The sequence below is a fragment of the Streptomyces sp. L7 genome (genome assembly GCF_050990935.1).
In the GTDB taxonomy this organism is placed as follows: Bacteria; Actinomycetota; Actinomycetes; order Actinomycetales; family Microbacteriaceae; genus Leifsonia.
Map to the genome: position 1 here is coordinate 2,317,977 of NZ_CP194644.1, position 20,699 is coordinate 2,338,675.

Annotated in this window: 21 protein-coding genes; 4 read left to right on the forward strand and 17 right to left on the reverse strand. The window is 66.4% G+C overall.

From position 1 onward, the window contains the following. Positions 1-19 precede the first annotated feature (19 nt). From ACR5MH_RS11550 to ACR5MH_RS11560, 3 genes are all read left to right on the forward strand, one after another. Positions 20-613 carry a hypothetical protein gene (locus tag ACR5MH_RS11550; RefSeq protein ID WP_431347337.1) on the forward strand — a complete coding sequence of 198 codons (594 nt, stop codon included), beginning with the start codon at positions 20-22 and terminating at the stop codon, positions 611-613. 194 nt (positions 614-807) lie between these two features. Beyond that, positions 808-1,638 carry a polyphosphate kinase 2 gene (gene ppk2, locus ACR5MH_RS11555; protein ID WP_431347338.1) on the forward strand — a complete coding sequence of 277 codons (831 nt, stop codon included), beginning with the start codon at positions 808-810 and terminating at the stop codon, positions 1,636-1,638. Between the two features lie 201 nt (positions 1,639-1,839). Further along, positions 1,840-2,595 carry a phosphatase PAP2 family protein gene (locus ACR5MH_RS11560; protein WP_431347339.1) on the forward strand — a complete coding sequence of 252 codons (756 nt, stop codon included), beginning with the start codon at positions 1,840-1,842 and terminating at the stop codon, positions 2,593-2,595. Between the two features lie 196 nt (positions 2,596-2,791). Here the strand turns inward: ACR5MH_RS11560 and ACR5MH_RS11565 are convergent, their stop codons facing one another. From ACR5MH_RS11565 to ACR5MH_RS11635, 15 genes are all read right to left on the reverse strand, one after another. Continuing rightward, positions 2,792-3,643, reverse strand: a complete 852-nt coding sequence (locus tag ACR5MH_RS11565) for a substrate-binding periplasmic protein (RefSeq protein ID WP_431347340.1) — start codon at positions 3,641-3,643, stop codon at positions 2,792-2,794. After that, a complete protein-coding gene (locus tag ACR5MH_RS11570) occupies positions 3,640-4,338 on the reverse strand; it encodes an amino acid ABC transporter permease (RefSeq protein WP_431347341.1) in 699 nt (232 codons plus the stop codon). Before ACR5MH_RS11570 ends, ACR5MH_RS11565 begins: the two co-directional genes overlap by 4 nt. Then, positions 4,331-4,987 carry an amino acid ABC transporter permease gene (locus ACR5MH_RS11575; RefSeq protein ID WP_431347342.1) on the reverse strand — a complete coding sequence of 219 codons (657 nt, stop codon included), beginning with the start codon at positions 4,985-4,987 and terminating at the stop codon, positions 4,331-4,333. The genes ACR5MH_RS11570 and ACR5MH_RS11575 overlap by 8 nt, the downstream gene beginning before the upstream one ends. Then, the gene (locus ACR5MH_RS11580; RefSeq protein WP_433862643.1) at positions 4,984-5,817 is read right to left on the reverse strand and encodes an amino acid ABC transporter ATP-binding protein; all 834 of its coding nucleotides are present in this window, start codon (positions 5,815-5,817) and stop codon (positions 4,984-4,986) included. The genes ACR5MH_RS11575 and ACR5MH_RS11580 overlap by 4 nt, the downstream gene beginning before the upstream one ends. Before the next feature lie 155 nt (positions 5,818-5,972). Beyond that, entirely contained in the window at positions 5,973-6,890 is a 918-nt protein-coding gene (locus ACR5MH_RS11585) for an EamA family transporter (protein ID WP_433861776.1), read from the reverse strand. A gap of 19 nt (positions 6,891-6,909) precedes the next feature. Next, positions 6,910-8,364, reverse strand: coding sequence for an aldehyde dehydrogenase family protein (locus ACR5MH_RS11590; RefSeq protein ID WP_431347345.1), 1,455 nt, complete (start codon positions 8,362-8,364; stop codon positions 6,910-6,912). Continuing rightward, positions 8,361-9,869 carry a GMC family oxidoreductase gene (locus tag ACR5MH_RS11595; protein ID WP_431347346.1) on the reverse strand — a complete coding sequence of 503 codons (1,509 nt, stop codon included), beginning with the start codon at positions 9,867-9,869 and terminating at the stop codon, positions 8,361-8,363. Before ACR5MH_RS11595 ends, ACR5MH_RS11590 begins: the two co-directional genes overlap by 4 nt. A gap of 53 nt (positions 9,870-9,922) precedes the next feature. Further along, the gene (locus tag ACR5MH_RS11600) at positions 9,923-10,333 is read right to left on the reverse strand and encodes an acyl-CoA thioesterase (protein ID WP_431347347.1); all 411 of its coding nucleotides are present in this window, start codon (positions 10,331-10,333) and stop codon (positions 9,923-9,925) included. Continuing rightward, positions 10,330-11,541, reverse strand: coding sequence for an NAD(P)/FAD-dependent oxidoreductase (locus ACR5MH_RS11605; protein WP_431347348.1), 1,212 nt, complete (start codon positions 11,539-11,541; stop codon positions 10,330-10,332). The genes ACR5MH_RS11600 and ACR5MH_RS11605 overlap by 4 nt, the downstream gene beginning before the upstream one ends. Before the next feature lie 15 nt (positions 11,542-11,556). Then, a complete protein-coding gene (locus ACR5MH_RS11610) occupies positions 11,557-12,333 on the reverse strand; it encodes an aspartate/glutamate racemase family protein (protein WP_431347349.1) in 777 nt (258 codons plus the stop codon). A 106-nt stretch (positions 12,334-12,439) separates the two neighbouring features. Further along, positions 12,440-13,294 (reverse strand): polysaccharide deacetylase family protein, encoded by an 855-nt coding sequence (locus tag ACR5MH_RS11615; protein WP_431347350.1) that lies wholly within the window; start codon positions 13,292-13,294, stop codon positions 12,440-12,442. 4 nt (positions 13,295-13,298) lie between these two features. Continuing rightward, the gene (locus ACR5MH_RS11620; protein ID WP_433861777.1) at positions 13,299-14,453 is read right to left on the reverse strand and encodes an acyl-CoA dehydrogenase family protein; all 1,155 of its coding nucleotides are present in this window, start codon (positions 14,451-14,453) and stop codon (positions 13,299-13,301) included. Continuing rightward, a complete protein-coding gene (locus ACR5MH_RS11625) occupies positions 14,434-15,669 on the reverse strand; it encodes an NAD(P)/FAD-dependent oxidoreductase (protein ID WP_433861778.1) in 1,236 nt (411 codons plus the stop codon). Before ACR5MH_RS11625 ends, ACR5MH_RS11620 begins: the two co-directional genes overlap by 20 nt. Positions 15,670-15,725: 56 nt before the next feature. Further along, a complete protein-coding gene (locus ACR5MH_RS11630) occupies positions 15,726-16,487 on the reverse strand; it encodes an SDR family NAD(P)-dependent oxidoreductase (RefSeq protein ID WP_431347353.1) in 762 nt (253 codons plus the stop codon). Then, entirely contained in the window at positions 16,481-17,326 is an 846-nt protein-coding gene (locus ACR5MH_RS11635; protein ID WP_433862644.1) for a citryl-CoA lyase, read from the reverse strand. Before ACR5MH_RS11635 ends, ACR5MH_RS11630 begins: the two co-directional genes overlap by 7 nt. Positions 17,327-17,530: 204 nt before the next feature. Between ACR5MH_RS11635 and ACR5MH_RS11640 the strand changes: the two genes are divergently transcribed. Next, complete coding sequence (locus ACR5MH_RS11640; RefSeq protein WP_431347354.1) at positions 17,531-19,171, forward strand: helix-turn-helix domain-containing protein; 1,641 nt, start codon at positions 17,531-17,533, stop codon at positions 19,169-19,171. A 34-nt stretch (positions 19,172-19,205) separates the two neighbouring features. On the opposite strand, the gene ACR5MH_RS11645 is transcribed toward ACR5MH_RS11640, so the two are convergent. Both ACR5MH_RS11645 and ACR5MH_RS11650 read right to left on the reverse strand, forming a co-directional pair. After that, a complete protein-coding gene (locus ACR5MH_RS11645; RefSeq protein ID WP_433861779.1) occupies positions 19,206-20,273 on the reverse strand; it encodes an NAD(P)H-dependent flavin oxidoreductase in 1,068 nt (355 codons plus the stop codon). After that, positions 20,270-20,698 (reverse strand): acyl-CoA thioesterase, encoded by a 429-nt coding sequence (locus ACR5MH_RS11650; protein ID WP_431347355.1) that lies wholly within the window; start codon positions 20,696-20,698, stop codon positions 20,270-20,272. Before ACR5MH_RS11650 ends, ACR5MH_RS11645 begins: the two co-directional genes overlap by 4 nt. Position 20,699 lies beyond the last annotated feature (1 nt).

Below are 20,699 nucleotides of genomic sequence, written 5' to 3' on the forward strand. Positions count from 1 at the left end.
CGCCGGAAGGAGTGAGGCGATGCCCTTCTTCCGGCGACAGCCGCGACGCGTCCCGATGCGTCCGTTCGATGAGGCCGGCCTCCAGATCGTCCAGCCCGCCACCGTTGAACGCGCCCTCGAAGAGGGAATGCTGCTCGCCGATTTCTCGGTGCGCATGACCGTGCGGAACGCGATCATCACCGAGATGCTCACCACGGAGAACGCGGTCTTCGCGCAGGCCCCCTTCGTCCACGTGGCCCGGGGCGCCCTTCTCACGCTCGCCGACGACGCGGATGCGACAGAAGCCCGTGTCGCAGCCGAGCGCCGGTTCGCCGCCGTCCTCGAAGGAGAGCCGGAACATTCGCACGACTACCGGTCTGCCGACTCGATCAACCTGCAGCGCAGACAAGCGCTCTCGCGCGCCACCGCTGACGAGCTGAGACGGCGGTCGCGAGACGGCGAGTACCTCGCGCACACGGTCGAGCAGGCCCGCGCAGAGGCGTGGGCCGAGATCTCACGCGAAATCGAACTGCGCATCGACCGCACGTCAGCGGCGCCGGATCCGGTCGGGATGAGCGAGCGGCTGGACGAACTGCGCCAGGAACTTCGACGGCTGGCCGAGCGGGAGGACTGACCGCCACCGGGTCGGCAGCGGTTGGAACATCATGAGCTGGATCGGCTGAGGCTTCAGACTCGAACCCGCGACACCACGATCATGCCCACAGGTCCTCGCCCGGACGCGTAGCACGATGCACGGCGCGTTCAACCCCGGGCATTGTCTTCGCCTTCGCCGTATGCTCGCTCGACCAGACGAATCGAAGGCGGCAGATGAGCACTCCGAAGAAGAAGTCGAAATCGAACGGGGACCGACCGAGCAATGCTGCGTACGAAGCAGAGCTGAAGCGGCTTCAGATCGAGCTGGTGGCCATGCAGCAGTGGGTCGTCGCGACGGGCGCCCGGGTACTCGTCATCTTCGAAGGACGCGATGCCGCGGGCAAGGGCGGCGCGATCAAGCGGATCATCCAACGCCTCAATCCGCGGTCCGCCCGGGTCGTCGCGTTGGGCGTCCCCACCGAGCGCGAGAAGAGTCAGTGGTACTTCCAGCGCTACATCGAGCGCCTCCCCGCAGCGGGCGAGATCGTGCTGATGGACCGATCCTGGTACAACCGCGCCGGTGTCGAGCACGTGCTCGGCTACTGCACGCCTGACCAATACGACATCTTCCTCCGGCAGGCTCCCGCGCTCGAGCGGTTGCTCGTCGAGGACGGTCTGATGCTCTTCAAGTACTGGTTCTCGGTCTCCGACGACGAGCAGCAGAAGCGGTTCGAGAAGCGACTCAAGGATCCGATGCGCCGCTGGAAGCTCTCCGAGACGGACCTCCACTCGATCACGCACTGGGAGGAGTACTCGCAGGCCAAGGACGACATGTTCAAGGCCACCGACATTCCCGAGGCTCCCTGGTGGACGGTGGAGAGCGACCACAAGAAGTCGGCCCGCCTGAACGTCATCAGTCACCTCCTCTCGCAGATCCCCTACGAGACGATCGAGCCGAAGAAGCTGAAACTCCCCAAGCGACCGGAGGCCGACGACTACGAGCGGCCGCTGCGGGAACTGTACAAGTACGTGCCGGATTCGGCCTCCGATGACCTCAGCGCTTAGCGACAGACCCGCAGGGACGCGTCGACGACGGCAGGAGAAGCTTCTCGTCGAGGACCGGGCGGTTGAGCCTTCTCCCGGCGGAACCTGCACGTCATCTCGGCCGCGCTCATGGCGGTTGCTCTCGCTCGCGGGGATCGGCGGCGTGATCGCCGCGGAGACCAGGCGGACTGTCCGAGTGCAAGCTTCCTGGCCGGAGTCGCCGTGAGCGCCGACGAGCACCGGTCGGGAACCGGGCCGGCGAACGCCATCGAGGAGGTTGTCGCCAGCGACGCTCCCGGCGAGGTCAAGATCGCCCGGCTGTGGTGGGTCGTCTCCGGGGCGGCGGCGCTCCTGTTCGTCGTCCTGCTCGCGACGGTGATCTTCTACCGGCAGGCCGACAAGCCGTTCGACTTCGAGGTCGCGTGGATGAACGCGCTGGTCACGGCACGCGCGCCGATCTGGACGGTCCCGGCGCTCGTCCTCGATCAGGTGGGCGGAGGCATCGGTTCGATCGTGTACGTCCCGCTCGTGATCATCGCCGGCCTACTGATCTGGCGCCGCCCCTGGGCCGCCCTGTACTACGTGATCGCCGCCGTGACGAGCGGCGCGACCGTGACCATCATCAAGTACCTCGTCGGACGCCCGCGGCCGACCGCGATCCTCGTCCAGCCGGACTTCGGCTCGTTCCCATCCGGCCACAGCGCCACGGCAGCCCTCATCGCGACGACGCTTGCGATCATCTTCCGGCGCACCTGGGTCTGGGTGACGGGGCTGGTGTACACCCTCCTGATGATGCTCAGCCGCACCTATCTCGGCGCGCACTGGATCCTGGACACCGTCGGGGGAATGCTCGTCGGGGTGGGAGTCGGGATCATCCTCTGGGCGCCCTTCGCCCTGCGGCTCTACCGCGAGCGCCGCCGCCCCCACCCACCCATCTGGATCAAGGTGGACCGGCATCCGACGAATCCGGAGAATTGACCGACCCGTCAGCCGCCCCGGAGGAGCGAGAAATGGTCGGCAAACCTCTGTCAGGACCAAAGCCCGTCGAAATGAGAGTCCCGCACGCATCACGAGGGCTACGTGAGTCGCGCCCGCTCACATGGAAGGAGCCGACCGCCCCGACGGCGGCCGGCTCCCGGTCTGTTGGTTCGTACCTAGCGCTGCCCGCGCGCACTCACTTCTGAGCGGACGGGTTCGCTGCGCTCTTGTCGATCCCGTACTTCTCGAGGATCTTGGCGAGCTTTCCTGTGTTGCGAATATCCGTGATGTAGGCGTCAAGGGCGGCCCCGAGCTTCGTGTTCGACTTCGCGAACGGGAAGTTCGTCACGGACGGAGTGCTGGTTGCAGGCACCGGGGCGAACGGCACGATAGTCGTGTAGGAGAGCTTGGTGCCCGGATTCTGCTTCAGACGGTAGGCGGCCTCGTTGACGGCCATCAGCGCGACGTCGATCCGCCCATTCATCAGGTCCTGGAAGACGGCGTCGGGCGACTGGTACAGCTTGACGTTGTCGCCTCCCCACTTGACCATGTCGTCGGACCACAGGTACCCCTGAGTCGTGCCGATGGTCTTGCCCTTGTAGTCCCCGATGTCCTTCGTGGGGTGAATGCCGACGAGGACAGCGGGGTCGGAGTAGTCCGGCTGGGTCTGACCCACGACCTTCGCCCGCGCGGCGGTCCGGTACCAACCGCCGGCTGCGACATCCGCCTGACCACCGGAAACGGCTTGAATGACGCTCGCCGCCGGAAGCACGTTCACCGTGGTCTTCAGACAATTGGCGGCGGCGAAACTCGCGAGGATGTCACCATCGACGCCGGCCATCTTGTTGTCCGTGTAGGTGAACAGCGGCGGGTAGTCCGGACCTGCGATCGTGAGCGAGCCCGAGTTGAGGGTGCTGAACGTGCTTTTCGGGGTGCAGCTCGGATCTACCGTGGATCCGGAGCTGCCGCTGGCGCAGCCCGCAAGGATGAGGACGCTGGCGCCGGCACCGATGAGGGCGGCCACTGCTCGGGATGTGCTGTGTTTCATGATCTCTCCTGGGTTGTGACGAGGTGGTGCTTGGTTCGGCTGATGCGGGCGCGGACGGTACGACGGTTGGCGAGGTAGTCGGAGAAGAGCGAGGCGGGAATGGAGATCGCCGCATAGACCAGCGCGGCAAGACCCAGCAGTGAGAAGTATTGGAAGTTCTGCACTGCGAGGGTGTATGCGCGGCTGAGCAACTCCGGCACGGCGATCGCGAAGGCCAGGGAGGTGGCTTGGAAGTAGATGATCGCCCAGCCGAGCAGCGGTGGCGCCACGATTCTTGCCGCCTGCGGAAGGACCACGCGGAAGAATTCGTCGGCAGCGGGCAGACCCAGCGCTCGAGCAGCCTCCCGTTGCCCCGGTGGTACGGCATCGAGCCCCGACCTGATGGCCGCACAGGAGTAGGCGGCGAAACTCAGCCCGAGAGCGGTCGAGGCGGACGTGAACGCGTCGATGCCGAGGTGTACCTGAGGCAGTCCGAAATACACGAGGTAGAGCAGGACCAGCGCTGGGATTCCTCGAGAGATCTCCACGATCGAAGTAACGGTGTAACGGATCGCGCGGCTGGGGCTGCCCAGGCCGAGGGCGAAAATGGTACCCAACGGAAGGCCGATGAGCAGGAGCGCTCCGGTGAGCTCTACGCTCACGAGCAGCCCCGGCATCAGGTCCAGCAGCCACGACCACCAGTTGTCATCATGCACGGCCGGCACCCCACTTCTTCGTGATCGCGTCCCCGGCCCAGCGGCCGAACATGCCGACAGGGATGCTGATGATGAGGTAGACCAGACCGGCGGCGGCGAAGATGGTGAGCGCGTCCAGCGATCGCCGACTCAGACCCAGGGCGATCGTCGTGATGTCCTGAACGCCGATGACCGAGGCGACCGCGCTGTCCTTCAGCAGGCCGATGAAGTAGGCGATCGCAAGCGGCAGCGACGTGATCGTGGCCTGTGGGGCGATCACCGTGCGGAAGGTCGCGGTGGAGCCGATGGACAGAGCCGCGGCGGCTTCTCGCTGGCCGGCCGGTACGGCATTGAGACCTGCCCGGTAAATCTCGGCCAGATAGCCCCCGGAAATCAGGCCCAGCCCGACGACTGCCGCCGCGAAGCTGGAAGGCCGAAGACCGAACTGGTTCAGCCCGAAGAAGAGGACAAACAGCCATGCGATCGGCGGGATGCCACGAACGACTTCGATATACGAGCCCGCGAGTAATCGCAGCGACGGAAGACGCGATACCCGGGCGATGGACACCGGAAGAGCGATCACAGCACCGAGCAGGAAGCTGGCGGCGGTGAGCGTCAGTGTCGTTCCGATGCCCGAGAGCAGTGCGGAGACGTAGCCGAGGAACGTCATCGATCGATCACCGCACTGAGGAACTGGCGGGTCCGTGCGTGGTCGGGGTCGCGGATGATCTTCGCCGGGGTACCTTCTTCGACGATTCGTCCGTCGGCCATGAACACGACCCGATCGGCGACATCTTCGGCGAAATGCATCTCGTGCGTGACGACGAGCATCGTCATGCCTTCTGCTGCGAGCTCCCGCATGACAGCGAGCACTTCGACGCCGAGTTCCGGGTCCAGGGCCGACGTCGGCTCGTCGAACAGCATCACCTCCGGGTCGAGGGCGAGAGCGCGCGCGATGGCGACGCGCTGCTGTTGACCTCCGGAGAGCTGAGCCGGCTTCGCGTCCGCGCGTGACCCCAGGCCGACGCGCTCGAGAAGGCTGATGCCGCGTTCTCTGGCTTCGGCCTTCGACCGGCCGAGCGCCCGCGTCTGGGCGAGCATCACGTTCTCGATCGCCGTGAGGTGCGGAAACAAGTTGAAGGACTGGAAGCACATGCCGACCTTGCGGCGCAGCAGCATGAGGTTCCGGCTGCGAACCTCGGATCCCGCTCCGGAGAAGACTTGCGTGTCGCCGATCGTGATCTGCCCTGCGTCAGGGACCTGCAAGAGGTTGAAACAGCGCAGGAGGGTGCTCTTGCCTGATCCGCTCGGGCCGATGATCGCGACGACTTCGCCGCGATCCACCGCGAGCGTGACCCCCTTGAGGACCGTCACTCCCGAGAACCGGACCTCGATGTCGTCCGCCTCGATCAGGGTCTTGCCGCGCGGAATGCTCCGGATGGCCGCGGTCGCTGTCGACTCGTCCTCGCCAAGGGCCGTGGTGTCGTCGCGTGGTGTCATGAGCGTCTCCCTCAATGCGGTGCCGATGTGCACCGCGGACGGACCGGTGCCGACCTGTCGTCGATCAGCATCGATCTCGTTTTGCGATCGTAAAATGCCTGGAAGGCCCGCGTATCTCGGACGATGTCCGATAATTTCGTTCTGCTTTCGGCCGATTACCAAGAACGCTCATTCGCGCGCCTGGGGGACGTTTCCCGTGCCCCAGGCGCGCGCCGTGGCTCACCGACGGTTGCCGCGAGCGAAGCCGCTACGACGACCGCGATGGCGACCGCTTGCATCCACGTGAGCGACTGAGCGAGGAAGATCCAGCCGACGATCGCCGCGATGACCGGCTCGAGGCTGGCGAGCACCCCGTACGATCGCGAACTCAGCCTGCGCATCGCCGAGAACTGCAGGCTGTAGGGAATCACTGTCCCGAGGACGGCCACACCCAGAATCGTCACGACCGCCGACGGCTCCGCCAGGAGCGCGACGGACTGGCCGATGCTGAAGGGCGCCAGCACCACGGCGCCGACGCACGTCCCAGCGGCGAGAGCTCCATGGCCGGGGATGCGAATGCTGACGCGCCGGCCCACGATGATGTAGGCGGCCCAGCACGATCCCGCTGCCACTGCGAAGCACACTCCGAGGGGGTCGAGCGGCGCATTGTTCAGGCCCTTGCCGTCGAGCCCCAGAACGACGACAGCGGCCGCCGCGAGGAGCACCCAGAGCAGGTCTTTGAGCCGCTTCGTCGCTACAGCGGCGACAGCGAGCGGACCGACGAACTCGATCGTCACGGTCAGGCCGAGCGGAATGCGCGAGATCGCCGCATAGAAGAACCCATTCATCCCCGCGACCGCGACACCGAAGAGAACCACCGAACACCCAGCGCGGAAGCCCCACCTCCAAACCCTCGGCCGGTAGAGCACGACGAGCAGCAGTCCAGCGAGCGCGAGGCGCAGAGCTGCGGTGGCCTCGGAACCGAATGTCGCGACGAGGGGGACGGCCAGGGCGGCGCCTCCCTGGAGAATCGCGCACGCCACGACGATCATCACGGCTCCTGCAGGGGCGCCGGAGCCGGAGCGTGGAGTCATCCGGGTGGTTCGATCGTCGTCAGACCGCCTTTTCCTGGAGCATCACGTGCTTGTAGCGGGAATAGTCGTCGATCGACATTCCGGAGAGCTCTTTGCCGTATCCGGACCCGTCGAAGCCTCCGAACGGCATCTCGGGAACCGTCCACAGGTGGGTGTTGATCCAGACCGTGCCGAAATCGAGTTCGCGGCTGAAGCGCTGGGCCGCGTTGATGTCGTTCGTCCACACGCTCGCCGAGAGACCGTAGGGGACGTCGTTCGCCCACTCGAGCGCCTGGTCGGCGGAGGCCGCGCGCTGTGCCGTGACCACGGGGCCGAATACCTCGCGCTGGACGATCTCCGACGACTGGCTCACGTCGGTGAGCAGCGTCGGTTCGAAGAAGTAGCCAGGGCGATCGAGTTCGTGTCCGCCGAAGACGACCCGGGCGCCATCGGCCGTCGCCCGCTCCACGAAACCGGCAACCCGATCCCGTTGCCTGCTGGAGACGAGCGGGCCCATCGTGGTGGCCTCGTCGAGGGCCGACCCGACGACGATAGCCCGTGCGTGTGCGATGTAGCGCTCGAGGAATTCGTCGAAGACAGCGTCGTGGACGATGAGACGGCACGCCGCCGTGCAGTCCTGGCCCGAGTTGACGAATCCGGCGGCGGCGAGATACTGCGCTGTCGCGTCGACATCGACGTCGTCGAGTACGACGACAGGCGACTTCCCGCCGAGTTCCAGATGGACGCGTTTCAACGTGACCGCCGCTCCGGTCGCCACAGCGACCCCGGTGCCGACGTCGCCGGTGAGAGACACCATCCTGATTGCTGGATGGTCGACGATCGCCCGTCCGGTCGTCGCGTCGCCGAGGACGAGGTTCGCGACCCCCTCGGGCAGGATCTCCGCCATGAGCTCGAACAAGCTGACCGTGGTCAGGGGCGTCAGTTCGGACGGTTTGAGCACGACCGTGTTGCCGGCGGCGAGCGCTGGCCCCAGCTTCCAGACAGCTTCGAGCAACGGGTAGTTCCAGGGCGTGATCAGACCCACGACGCCGATCGGTTCCCGCTCGACGCGTGAATGGAGGCCCTCGGCGAACGTGCCCGTCCCCGTCCCGTGGCTCGTGCGGGCAGCCGCCGCGTAATAGCGGAAGGTGTCCGAGATGCCGGCGATCTCCGCCTTCGCGTTCGTGATCGGCTTTCCGACATCCAACGACTCGAGATACGCGAAGCGATCGGAATGCGCGTCGATCGCGTCGGCGATGGCCGACAGCGCCGCGGCGCGCACGGCAGGGGTCGTGCGCGCCCAGGAGAGCAAAGCCGCGCGTGCCGCCGACACTGCATCGTCCACGTTCGCGGCGGTGGCGATCGGAAGCGTTGCGACGGGTACTCCGGTGCTCGGGTCGAAGACCTCGATCGACTCACCCTCGCCGGCGATCCCGGTCCGCCTCCCACTGATCACGTGCCCGAGGGCTGGAATGGTCGACTGCGTGACGCTCATGAGTTGTCCTCGCTCACCAGATCTGCGGCCCGCATTCCGATCATGACGATGGTCATGTTCGGATTCACGCGAACGATCTCCGGCATCACGGAACCGTCGACGACCCGGAGTCCGTTCACGCCCTTGACCCGGAGTCGCGCGTCCACGACCACGTCCGGATCGGCGGGATCGCCCATCTTCGCGGTGCACAACGGGTGGTAGACGGTGTTCGAATACTTCCGGGCGTGAGCACCGAGCTCCTCGTCGCTCTGATACTCGGGACCTGGAACGATCTCCCGGACGATCCAGTCCTTCAACGCGGCCGTGCCGGCGAACTTGCGGGCGACCTTGATGCCCGCGACGAGCTTCGCCTCGTCGGCGTCCTGGTCGTCGGTGAAATAGCGCGGGTCGACGAGCGGCTTGTCCCGGTAGTCCGCGGATGCGAGACGCACTGTGCCACGACTTGCCGGCCGGGCGACATTGGGTGCCAGGGTGAGCGCGCGGTCGGCATGCACGAGGTCGGTGAAGGGCGGCGCGTCCAGCCAGTAGTTGAGGTGGCCGACCGTGAACTGTGTGTCGAAATCCTCGTCGCCACCGAGCGAGGCGTACACGCCGAGATCGAGCCCGTTGATGCTCTCTCCCGGGTCCTTCGAGATCTCCCAGGTGACCGGGGTCTCGATGTGGTCCTGGAGGTTGGAGCCGACGCCGGGGAGGTCGACCTTGACCGCGATGCCGTGCGTCTCCAGGTGTTCCGCGGGGCCGATACCCGACAGCATCAGCAGCTTGGGGGTGTCGATGGCGCCCGCACTGACGATTACTTCTCGACGGGAGAAGAAGGAGCCGTGGTCGGTCTCCACACCGATCGCCCTGTCGCCATCGAAGAGGATCTTCGTCGCCAACGTCTCCAACTGAAGATGCAGGTTGGCGGGAAGCTCAGCCGACGGGAACAGGTACGCCTGAGCGGTCGAGAAGCGTTTGCCCTCGTGCTCGTTCATGGAGACCCACGAGATCCCCTCTCCGTATTCGCCGGCGGTGTTGTCGATCTCCGGGATGTTCAGCTCGCCCGCCGCCTCGACGACCGCGTTGGACAGGGCCGCCGTCTTCGCCACGGGGTGGACGCGCATGTCCGAGAGGACTCGTTCGAAGTAGGGGGCGGTGCTCGCGGCGTTCCAGCCCGCGGCGCCGAGCGCTTCCCATCGATCCATGTCCGCGTCCGGAGCACGGAGCGCCCAGGCGTCGTTGTGGGAGCTGCACCCGCCGAGCATCTTCGCGCGGCTGATGCGCAGCAGCGAATTGCCGCGCTCCTGTTCGACCAGGGGGTAGTCGTAGTCGTACTTCGGATCGCCGGTCAGGCCCAGTGATTCACCGAGGTAGACCACTTTCGGGTCGTCTTCGTAGGCCGGCCCGCCCTCGATCAGGAGGACGTCGACGGCGGGATCGTCTGCGAGGCGCCGGGCGAGGACCGCACCGGCACTGCCGCCTCCGATAATCAGATAGTCGTATTCGGCGCGTTCAGTCGAACTCATGGCTGCTTCTCGCCTTTCTGCTGCTGGAGGGAATCCGGCTGCTGGTGGGGGTGTCAGGTCGTCAGGCGCTGGAGGTGCTCGCGCAGCTCGGGCCAGACGTCGGTCCGCACGAAATACCCGGAGTCGGCGTCCTTCACGCACGCCACGTGCCTGGTCGAGACGGATGAGACGGTGCGCTCGGTGTTCTCCGAGCGCCAATCGGTGGTGAAGACGAACTCGGTGTCTCGCAGATCGCTGACCGCGACGGTGACCGAAAGGGCCTCCCCCAGCCCGGCGCTTGCCGGGTACTCGGCCCACGACGACCGCACAGGGAGGCCGCGCCCGCTCGCGAACAAGGTCTCGAGGGGCATGCCGACATCGCTCAGCCACCGGGTGAACACCTCTTCGTGCCAGCGGAAGACGTTGCCGAAGTAGAGCACTCCGGCGGCGTCCACATCCCCCAGCACGACCATGCGACCGGTCACCAGTGCACGGCCACGCCGGGCACGATCGGGTCGAGGTGCCTGCCCCACCGCACCTCGGTGAGGTCGATCTCCGGCTCGATTCCGCGGATGAGCTGGCTGACGAGTTTGCCGGTCATCGGGCCGGACGAGTTGCCGAAGACGTGCCCCGCGGCCACGATCAGCCCGGGCGACGCCTCGTCGATGATCGGCACCATGTCCGAGGTGAACGGCAGGACTCCCGCCCAGATGCGGTCGATCGGCGCATCCTTCAGGCCGGGGAAGTCGTCGCCGATGTTCTCGGCGGTCGCACGTATGCCCGAGAGCGTCGGCGAGAGATCCACGTCGGAGGGGTAGTCCATCGGGCAGCCGAGGAGGATCTCTCCGTTGGCGCGCTGCGCAGCGAGGGTGAGCATCCACGACCCGGTCTCGATCTCGATCGGTGAGAGGAAGGCCTGCTCGTCCCACGAGGGAAGTACCCGGAACAGCTCGTACTGCTTGGCTGTCAGGGGTCCGTAGACCACGGGCCGGATCTGCTGGGGAAGCGGCTTGGTGGCGATGACCTGCAGCCGTTCCCGCCCGACGCGGGCGTCGACTCCGCTCGCGGCCATCAGCTTCTCGGTCCACGCGCCGGATGCGACCACGACATAGTCGGCGAAGAACATCCCCTGGGCCGTCTTCACGCCGACGACCCGCTCGCCGTCGTAGATCAGCTCGAGCACGGGCTCGTGTTCACGGATGACGGCGCCGGCCTGTCGTGCCCCCGCAGCGAGAGCGGCGACGACGGTGGGGGTGTTGATCTGCGCATCGTTCGCACAGAAACTCGCACCAAGCACGTCTTCCCGGATGGGCTTGACCAGCTCACGAACGGCCTTGTTGTCGATGAGCTCCATGTCGAGTCCGTCCGCACGCCGGGCGGCGACGAACTCCTCAAAGACGGGAGCCTGGCGTTCGTCGGTGAAGTAGATGAGTCCGCCGTCGGCGCGGAACTCGAACGGGATCGGCAGATCTTCTTTGAGATCGTCGTAGAGCTTGCGGCCGGCGAACGAGACGTCGAGCGCCCATCCCGTGTTGCGGCAGTGCAGCCACACGAAGCCGGGATTGCGGCCGGAGGCGCCGTAGCCGATGGTCTCCTGCTCGAACAAGGTCACATCCAGGCCCTCCCGCGCGGTGAAGTACGCAGTGGATGTGCCGACAAGGCCCCCGCCGATGACGATGACAGACGTGCTCATGATTCTTCCTTTCGTTCAGACGTGGGTGCCGGAGAAATACGGGGCGACCTCTGCCGCCTCGACGGGGTCATGGTCCTCGAGGTTCTGGTAGTAGCCGGCGCGCGAGATCCTGTACATGCCCCGGGCGTCCAATTGGGCGAAGAGCTCCGCAGATTTGACCGCCAAGACGTTGGGGTTGATGACGGAGAGCTCGTTGAGTCCTGCCTCACCGTTCATCGCAGCGAGCTCGTAGCACGCGGAGACGATGGTGCACCCGATGATGACGGTCTCCGCTCCGGTCCGCTGCATGACGTCCAGCACCTTCGCGTACGTGTCGTGGGCGACGGCTGCGGGATCGAGGACCATGTCGTCGACGAACCAGCCGACCGATTCGACGGAGACGCAGTTGGCCTCGGCGCCATAGACGCGGATGGTGTCCTTCAACATCGGGACCGCCTTGTGGTGATCGGTCACCACGGCGAAGCGGTGACCGAACGGCCGGGCGAGCCCGACTGACGACTCGAGAGGGCCGATCACCGGAATGGAGACCAGTTCTCGCGCTTCGGTGAGCGCCGGGTCGTAACAGCATCCGATGACCACCGCATCGAATCCGTCCTCTTCGGCCTGCTTCACCGCACGAAGGATCTCGACCTGCACCAGCTGCTTGGGCGCGTAGTAGTCGAGGTTGCGCGGGCCCGTGGTCAGATGACGGATCTCCAGCTCGGTGTCGGGGAGGAGCGCCCCCTGCAGGACCGTTCCGATGATCTCGTCGTACGCATCGGTTCCGAATGGGTTCAGAAAGCAGATCTTCATCGAGGTCCTTCGTCGGTTGGTCGGGAGGCTTGAGACGACTCTAGGAACCGCGCCTCGCCCGATCCATAGGAGTAGTTACGAGCAAACCGCCGGGGAGCCGTGAGGGTTACAACGGGGGCTGTTCATCCACCCAGGCCGCGGCGATGTCCGACAGCGTGCCGAAGTAGACACCGTCATGGCCCGCGACGTACTCCAGGAATTGCTCGAACATCATGAGGTGGTGGGCTCGCCCGATGGTCTGGGGATGCACGGTCAGCGCGAACACTCCGCCCGGGACGCGCTCGTACGCGAAGTCGAACGAGTCCTTCCACCGCTGCAGGACGTCGCCGGTCGACGCCATGCCGACACTGCGAGGGAGGTTCTCCAGCGGCGGGAAATCGTCCAGGTACCACGACACGGGGATCTCGATGATCGGCGACTCGGGCCCGAATCGGTTCCCGTTCTCGCGATCCTGCACCACGACCGGGCGCGGCCGATAAACCTCGAAGTCCCGGCCCATCAGCGAGGAATCCCAGACGAACTCGAATTCTTCCAATAGTCCGAGTGTCGCATCCGAGAAGTCCCACGCCGGCGACCGATACCCGAACGGACGCCGGCCGAGGAGCCGTTCATGCTGGCTGATCTGGAGGTCGAGCAGGCGGCGCTCTTCGTCCACGTCCAGCTTGTGGATCGGTTCGTGGTAGACGCCATGGGCGGCGATCTCGTGTCCCGCCTGGAGGATGCGATCGCACTGTTCCGGGAAGGTCTGAAGAGTGTGGGTAGGCGTGCACCACGTGGTCGTGATGCCGTACCGCCGGAAGGCGTTCAGCACGCGGTCGACGCCGACGAGCGCGCCGAATTCGCCGCGTGAGAGAAAGCTCGGCGTCGCGACGCCGAACGTCCCCATCCAGACGCTCTGGGCGTCGAAGTCGGAGGAGATGGACACGGCGAGACGCTTGCCCTCGGGCAGTCGCAGCGGCACGGCCTCAGATCCAATCCCGGCTCGGGCCGGCCTTCGCCAGGCGCGTGCCGACCAGGTCCGTCAGGACCGCGTTGGAGCCCTCCCCCGCGATGAACAGGGCCGAATCCCTCAGGAAGCGCGAGAATTCGAGGTCTTCGACGTACGCCCAGCCGCCGCCGAGCTCCATACCGGCCAGCGCGGCGTGGAGAGCGGCGTCGCCTGCCGCGACCTTGGCCGATGCGGCCTCGATGTCGCGCCTGCCGCCGGCCTGCTTGGCGCGGGCGGCGGCCAGCGTCAGTGCCTTGGCGGCGGCGATCTCGATGGCGACAGCCCCGAGGCGCGTGCGGACCGTCGGCTTCTCGATGAGGGCCGTCCCGAACGCTTCCCGCTCGCTCGCATAGGACACGGCGTTCCAGAACGCGCTTCGAGCAACGCCGACCGCCGCGGCCGCGACAGCGATCCGTCCGACCTCGAGCCCGTCCATGACCTGTCGGAACCCGTGGCCGGGGACTCCGCCGATGAGGCGGTCGTCCGGCACCATGATGCCGTTCACCGACAGCTCGACGGTTTCGATGCCACGCGAGCCGAGCTTGTCGAGCCTGCGGTCGACCGTCCACTCGCCTGCCTGGAGCAGGAAGAGACTGAGACCGCCGGCACCGCTTCCTGGCGTCGGATCCGTTCTCACCAGGATGAGAAGCAGGTCGCTGTTCGCGGCGTGGGTGATCAGCGCTTTCCGGGCCCGGATCAACCACCCGTGCTCCACCCGTTCGGCCGTGGAGCGGATCTGCTGCAGGTCGGAACCGGCGTGGGCCTCGGTCAGCGCCAGAGCGGCGATGGCGGCGCCTGTCTCGAGCGGTCCGCTCCATCGCGCACGCTGGGCTGCCGTCCCATAGTTCTTCACCGTCCACACGCTCGTCGAGTGCGCGTTGACGACAGGGACGAGGCTGAGCCACCCGCGGCCGATCTCCTCGAGGGCGAGCGCGTATGTCTCGAGATCACGTGTGCACGCGTCGAACAGGTGGAGCTGGCGGAGCCGGCTCACCAGATCCGCGGGGTACTCGCTGCGCGCGTCCCGACCGTGCACATCGTGGAGTTCACTGTCCACGAAGGCGGTGATGGCGTCGAGGAAGTCCTGATCAGCGAGAGAGGCCCGATCCTGGTCACTGAGATTCGCGTGCATCAGGGAGCCCCGTCTCCGAACACCGGCTCCGCGAGCGCTTCGCGGTCGCGAGCGAACGGTTCCAGCGGGATGGTCGGGTCCTCCCCGCGACCAGCTGCGCCATCAGCTCACCCGCGAGGGGGCCGGAAGCGGTGCCGGCGACGTGGCCGGAATTGACGTACAGCCCGTCGACCTTGTCGATGATCGGCAGCCGGTCGGCTGTGACTCCGACGAGTCCTGCCCAAAGACCTGTGACGCCCAGCGTTCTGAAGGACGGATCGCGGCGCTGGAGCGACTGGATCATCAACGAGGTCGCCTCCACAGTGATGTGCGGGTTGAGGGACTGAGCCGCGTCGTGGGTGTGGCCGATGATGATATTGCCCTCGGCGTTCTGCGTAACGATGTCCTCGTAGGTGAGGTGCGAGCCCTCCTCCAGGCCCGGCGTAGCGAACAGTGTCGGCTCGAAGCTGGGCAAGGAGCTCAGCGCTCCGAAGTTCTCGACGCCGCCCGGGCCGCGTGTGACGACGTGAACCTGCCGCGACACGGCCTGCGTCATGAGCATCCCGACCCGGATGGGGGTGATGGGAAGATCGATGCCCTCCGAAGACAGCGTGGAGGCCCAGGCGCCCGTGCACCAGACGACCCCGCCTGCGGCGATGTCACCGCGCACCGTGCGGACACCGGTCACGGCGTCTCCGTGTCGGGTCATGCCGAGAACAGGCGTGTTCTCGTAGATGCGGACGCCGCGACGTTTGCAGGCGTCGCCGAGAGCGCGCGTGAATTTCGCGGTATTCACCTGAGCGTCGTCGCCGCTGAACACCGCGCCGATCGCGGACGCCGGAACACCGCTCGACAACTTTCTCGCCTCGGCAGCGCTGATCAGCTCAGCTTGGACCCCGTGCTCACGACGGTCGGCCACATAGTCGGCGAAGACCTTCTGCTGGTCCTCGGTCTCGAAGTAGATGAGGCCACCATCCCGCCGGAGCTCGAACGTGTCACCCAGATCGTCGAGGAACCGCTCGTAGAGCTCGGCACCCTGGCGTGCGAGCTGAAGTTCGGTGCCGCCGCGCACGGTCTGCACCCAGATGCCGCCCGAGTTGCGCCCTGATGCGCCGAACGCGGTGAACCGCTGCTCGACGACGAGGACGTCGAATCCGCGCTGCTTCAGCGCGTGCGCCGTCGTCAATCCGACGATGCCGCCCCCGACGACGACGATATCTGCCTGGTCAAGAACCATTCCGGACCTCCGCTGGCCGCCCCACTGTGATTCTCACATCCTGCCATCCGGCCATCTCAGGTGGCCGTCCATCCGCCGTCGACATGGATGACCTGTCCGGTGACATAGGAGGCGCTGTCGGATGCGAGGAAAGCGATGACCGCCGCGACCTCATCGGGGCTCCCTCCCCGCTTGGCGGGGATGAGGAAGTCCCAGAGTTCAGGCGAGGCTCCGATCCCGCGATCCATGTCGAGGACGCCGCCGAGCTGCTCGCCGGAATTCTTCCGGATATCTGTCTGGGTCACGCCGGGGGCGACGACATTGGCCGTGATTCCGAGCGGTCCGAGGTCGATGGAGAGCCTCCTCGTCATGCCCTCGATCCCCGCTTTGCTCGCCGCATAGGACAGTCCGTCCGCCGCACCTCGCTGCCCGGCGACCGAACCGACGTTGATGATCCGTCCGCGTCGGTTCGGGATCATCAACTCGGAGGCGACCTTGCAGCCGTGGAAGTAGCCGGTCAGGTTGATCGCGATGATCCGCTGCCACAGCTCCAGCGTGGTCTCCTCGATGCTGGCGTACGCGTCGAAGACACCCGCGTTGTTGACGAACACGTCGAGACCGTCGTCACCGGCGGCCTCGGCACCGAATGTTCGCATCGCGTCGAAATCGGTCACGTCCAGTTCGACGGTCGTGACCTCGGGCAGCGCTGCTTTCGTCGAGTCCAGCCGTTCGCGCGAGATATCGCCGACGTAGACCGTGTCGCCGTTCTGCGCGAACGCACGTGCCACCGCCAGTCCGATGCCCGAACCTGCGCCCGTGATCGCTACCCGCTTCACCATCCCGCTGCCTCCTTATCGGCCTGAAAGTCCCGGACAGCCGGGTCGTACTCGACGGAATCCGCCGGGATGACCCGGATCGGGCGACCGCTCTCCTGCTCCTCGGTCAGGTGAGCGATGACCCCCGGCAGCGTCGAAAGGATGGCGACTCCCGTCGTCTCATCGGGAGTGAAGCCCATCTCCACAAGAACAAGGGCCATCATCCCCACATCGTTGACCGGGATCCAGTCCCGCCCCGTCTGCCGCCCGAACTCCGCGTGGAGGGTTTCGTAGAACGCTGCCCGCGGTCCCCAGAAGCCGAGCGTCTCGGCGATCTCCTTGATCTTCTGCGCGCGAGGGTCGACGTACTTGAACACCGGATGCCCGAGGCCCGGAATCCTGCGGCGCGACGACCGGTATTCGGACACGATCTCCTCGGCCACCTCCGCGGCCGACCGGTCCGAGACCTGCAGCCGATCGAAGCTCTCGATCGCGAACCTCGCCGTGTCCTCCGGCGCCAGCGTGTTCTTCCCCACTGCGAGGACGGCTGCCGCGAGGCCGGCCGCCACATTGGGGTTCGCCGACATGACGTAGCGCGCCGCTACGGTGCCCGGCTTCTCCAGCGCGTAGTCGAGCACCGCGGTCAGGATCGCATCCAGCATCCGGGTCTGCTCCGGCGTGGGAAGCGAGCCGCGGATGAGGAGGTAGGTTGCGGCGCTGAACGACACGCCTCCGATGAGTTCCTCCAGGTCGTATCCACGGATCCGTACGGTGGACTCATCCACGCGGCTCACGGACGATGTCCAATAGCGCTCTCCCACAACGTCCCTCCGCGATACTCGGCGACCTTCCGGCCTCGTCATTGTGCCCAGACTAGGGCCGCCTCCGCGGACCAACCATTGGAGAATTTCCATGAGTTCCGGCGCCTGGTTGTGAGAAGCACCGGAGTCAGGCGGAGGGCGCGCGGTTAGAATCGCCTCATGCAGCCGGGGCACCACGGCCTCACCGGGCCTCGCGGAGGAGACGTGAGTCGTCCGCCCCTGAGCCCGTGCACGCTGGCAGACTTGATGAGTCACGAAGCCCTCGGCCTGCGTCTCATCGCCGGCGCCAGTGGTTTCGAGGAACGCCCCGTGACATCGGCCCAGATCTTCTCTGATCGTCTCGATGAGGATCGGCTGAGCGCCGACGAGCTGATCCTGTTGATCGGCGGGTGGGCGGATGGGCCCACGGAACCCGCACGCATCGCGGCCCTTTTCGCCGAAGCCGAAGTCGCCGCGGTGGTCATCCCGGAGACATTGAGCGAGTCGCTTCAGACGAGCGCGTCCGAAGCGCTTTCGGCTGCGGGGATCCCGGTCTTCCTCGTCCCGAGGACGACCCGTTTCGCCGACATCATCGACACCGTGAGCCGCGCTCACGCCAGTCCCGATACTGCGCGCTTCCAGCGGATGATGTCGATGCAGCAGTCCCTGGTCGCGGCGATGGACTCTGCCGAGCCCGCCGTCTCGCTCGTGCGCAAACTCGCGACGCTGACTGATGGCATCGCCGGCGTCACCGACGAGTCCGGGCTCGTGGAGAACGCGACCGGCGCGCTCCCTTTCGTCCTGTTCCGCCAGGAGATCGGCGGATACGAAGCGCCCACGATCGAGCTCGACGTCGGCGGCTGGGAGGGCCTCGCGGTTCGCCTGCACTCGCTGCCGGGCCGACCCCGACGCTGGCTCATCCTCGCCAGCCGGCGCGTCGGCTTCCTCAATGCCTACGGTCGCGCCGCCGCCGCCGTCACGGCGTCGCTGTTGGAGGCGGCGAAACGGATCGACACTCTCGCGATGAATCAGGACCGCGCGATCCGGAGTTCCATCCTGCGGCGCGCTCTGGAGCTGGAGCCGTATGAGAGCACCGAGGGGCTCGAGGAACGAGCCTCGGCGCTGGGCCTGAATTTCGCGAACGAGGTGCGCGTGCTTTCGATCGTGTTCCCGAACGCGCACCGTCAGCACCGCATCCCGGCTGCCGACCTCCTGGAGGAGACGATCGCCGCTCATGGGGCGACCGGGTTCACCCTGGAGCAGGCGAACGGCTTCACCGTCCTGCTCCAGGCGAGCGCCGACACGCAGGCCAAGACGATCAAGTCCATCCTTTCGAATCAGCCCGGGTCCTTCGTCGGCACCGGACGGGCCATCGAGAAGATCGGCGAGGTCGCCACCTCGCACCACGACGCGATCCTTGCCGTGCAGTTCGCACTCAGGGGCCGCAAGACGCGGACCGCGAGCTACGACGAACTGGACTTCTCCGTCCGGCTGCTGGCCGACATCGGGCAGGCGAGCATGGCCGAGTGGCGCGACCGCATCCTCGGGCCGTTTCGAGACAAGCCGCTGCTGCTGGAAGCGATCACCACGTATTTCGCTGAAGAGTTCGATGTGATGTCCGCGGCCAGGCACTTGAACATCCATCACAATTCGATGCGCTATCGGCTGTCCAAGGTCGAGGAGATCCTCGGCGCGTCCATCCGCTCCCCCTCGATGATCACGGCATTGCATCTGGCGATGACCGCCGAAGCGGCGGGCGCGGAATTGACCGCAGAGACCCTCGGACCGCTGCGACCCTCACGCGACACCGGCGACCGCGTGACCGATGCGGTGGCGAGCGACGCGCCCGCGAGCGGACCGCTGTTCCCCGAGCCGAGCGACAGCTTCGGCGCCGCGCGCGTCGACTGAGGAAGCCGACCTGAGCGGGGCTCGCGCGGTCCCGCTATTCGACCGACGTGGTCGTCGACCGCGCAAGCGCCCCGATGATCGCCTCCGCCTCGGCCACCATCGAGGTCACGACGTCTCCGGCGGGCGTCAGCTCGTGGATGTTCTCCACACCCTGCCCGATCGGCATCATGCCCCAGTCCAGGTCGCCATCCTGGTAGCCGGTCTCGACTCGCTCGCCCGCGACCGCGTACTGCCCCGGGAAGCCCCGCACCGACGACGGGTCGCCTTCCCATTTCGTGGTCCACTGGTTCCGGAAGGCACGGAGCGGCTTGCCCGTGTACGACTTGGTCAGCACGGTGTCACGGCTATGACCGGCGAGCACGCGCGCCTTGAAGGCATCATGACCGTACGCCTCCGGGGTGGCGATGAACCGGGAACCGACCCAGACCGCCTGCGCGCCCAGCGCGAGCGCGGCGGCGAGGCCACGGCCGTCTGTGATACCGCCGGCTGCGGCGACCGGGAGATCGACCGTATCCACCACGGCGGGCGTCAACGCCATCGTGGCGACATGACCGGTGTGACCTCCTCCCTCGGTGCCCTGAGCGATCAGGAAGTCGATTCCGCTTGCGGCGGCTCGTTGGGCCCCGCCGATCGAGCCGACCATCGCGCCCACCAGGATGCCTCTGCTCCTGGCCGCGTCGATGAACCACGACGGCGTCGCGAAAGTCAGCACGACGACCGGCGGCGCTTCGTCGAGAACCACTTGCACCTGGTCTGTGACCGCCCCGGGAGTGAGGAGCGCCTGAACTCCGGCCAGTTTGGTGCGCTGGGCCGGGCTCATCGCGTCCCAGAGTTCGCGGACGGGCGCCCAGGTCGCCTCATCCTCCGTCGTCAACGATTCCGGGAGGAGCAGATTCACGGCATACGGCTTGGAGGTGCGGCTGCGGATGTCTCGGATCTCGGCCCGCAGCGCGTCCGGCATGAAGCTGACGCCGCCCAAGCAGCCCATTCCGCCTGCCTCGCTGACGGCGACGACCAAGTCGGCCTGCGCGACGCGTGCCATGCCGGCTGAGAGCACAGGATGCTCGATCTGCAGAAGACGGGTGAGCTCAGTGGCGATCACGAGAGGGAGGTCCTTTCAGACGTGCGGATGTCGGTGCGGAGCGCATCCGCGATGGGGTGGGGGATTGACTGGGCGCGACCCGTCGACACGTCGACGTTCACGTACGTGCTTTCCACCGTGCAGACCAGCTCCGCCTCCCGGTGGAACGCGAAACGGAGATCGGCGCTCGACGTGCCGACGCGCACACAGGTGACCCGCGCTTCGATGACGTCATCGAGTCGCGCCGGACGGTGAAAGGTCAGGTGCGTCGCGACGAGCGAAGGGTCGTACCCTGCCGAGAGCAGCTCCGGGTATCCCCATCCGAGAAAGCGGAAGTACTCGGTCATCGACACATCGGCGTACTCGAGATACCGGCTGTTGAAGACGAACTGCTGCGGATCGGTCTCGTGGTAGCGCACCCGGAAGGTGTGGACGAACAAGGCCATC

Coding starts and splice junctions, on each gene's coding strand:
- ACR5MH_RS11550 (WP_431347337.1), top strand. CDS start 20: ATGCCCTTCTTCCGGCGACAGCCGCGACGCGTCCCGATGCGTCCGTTC.
- ppk2 (WP_431347338.1), top strand. CDS start 808: ATGAGCACTCCGAAGAAGAAGTCGAAATCGAACGGGGACCGACCGAGC.
- ACR5MH_RS11565 (WP_431347340.1), bottom strand. CDS start 3,643: ATGAAACACAGCACATCCCGAGCAGTGGCCGCCCTCATCGGTGCCGGC.
- ACR5MH_RS11575 (WP_431347342.1), bottom strand. CDS start 4,987: ATGACGTTCCTCGGCTACGTCTCCGCACTGCTCTCGGGCATCGGAACG.
- ACR5MH_RS11580 (WP_433862643.1), bottom strand. CDS start 5,817: ATGACACCACGCGACGACACCACGGCCCTTGGCGAGGACGAGTCGACA.
- ACR5MH_RS11585 (WP_433861776.1), bottom strand. CDS start 6,890: ATGACTCCACGCTCCGGCTCCGGCGCCCCTGCAGGAGCCGTGATGATC.
- ACR5MH_RS11590 (WP_431347345.1), bottom strand. CDS start 8,364: ATGAGCGTCACGCAGTCGACCATTCCAGCCCTCGGGCACGTGATCAGT.
- ACR5MH_RS11595 (WP_431347346.1), bottom strand. CDS start 9,869: ATGAGTTCGACTGAACGCGCCGAATACGACTATCTGATTATCGGAGGC.
- ACR5MH_RS11605 (WP_431347348.1), bottom strand. CDS start 11,541: ATGAGCACGTCTGTCATCGTCATCGGCGGGGGCCTTGTCGGCACATCC.
- ACR5MH_RS11610 (WP_431347349.1), bottom strand. CDS start 12,333: ATGAAGATCTGCTTTCTGAACCCATTCGGAACCGATGCGTACGACGAG.
- ACR5MH_RS11620 (WP_433861777.1), bottom strand. CDS start 14,453: ATGCACGCGAATCTCAGTGACCAGGATCGGGCCTCTCTCGCTGATCAG.
- ACR5MH_RS11625 (WP_433861778.1), bottom strand. CDS start 15,669: ATGGTTCTTGACCAGGCAGATATCGTCGTCGTCGGGGGCGGCATCGTC.
- ACR5MH_RS11630 (WP_431347353.1), bottom strand. CDS start 16,487: ATGGTGAAGCGGGTAGCGATCACGGGCGCAGGTTCGGGCATCGGACTG.
- ACR5MH_RS11635 (WP_433862644.1), bottom strand. CDS start 17,326: ATGACGAGGCCGGAAGGTCGCCGAGTATCGCGGAGGGACGTTGTGGGA.
- ACR5MH_RS11640 (WP_431347354.1), top strand. CDS start 17,531: ATGAGTCACGAAGCCCTCGGCCTGCGTCTCATCGCCGGCGCCAGTGGT.
- ACR5MH_RS11650 (WP_431347355.1), bottom strand. CDS start 20,698: ATGGCCTTGTTCGTCCACACCTTCCGGGTGCGCTACCACGAGACCGAT.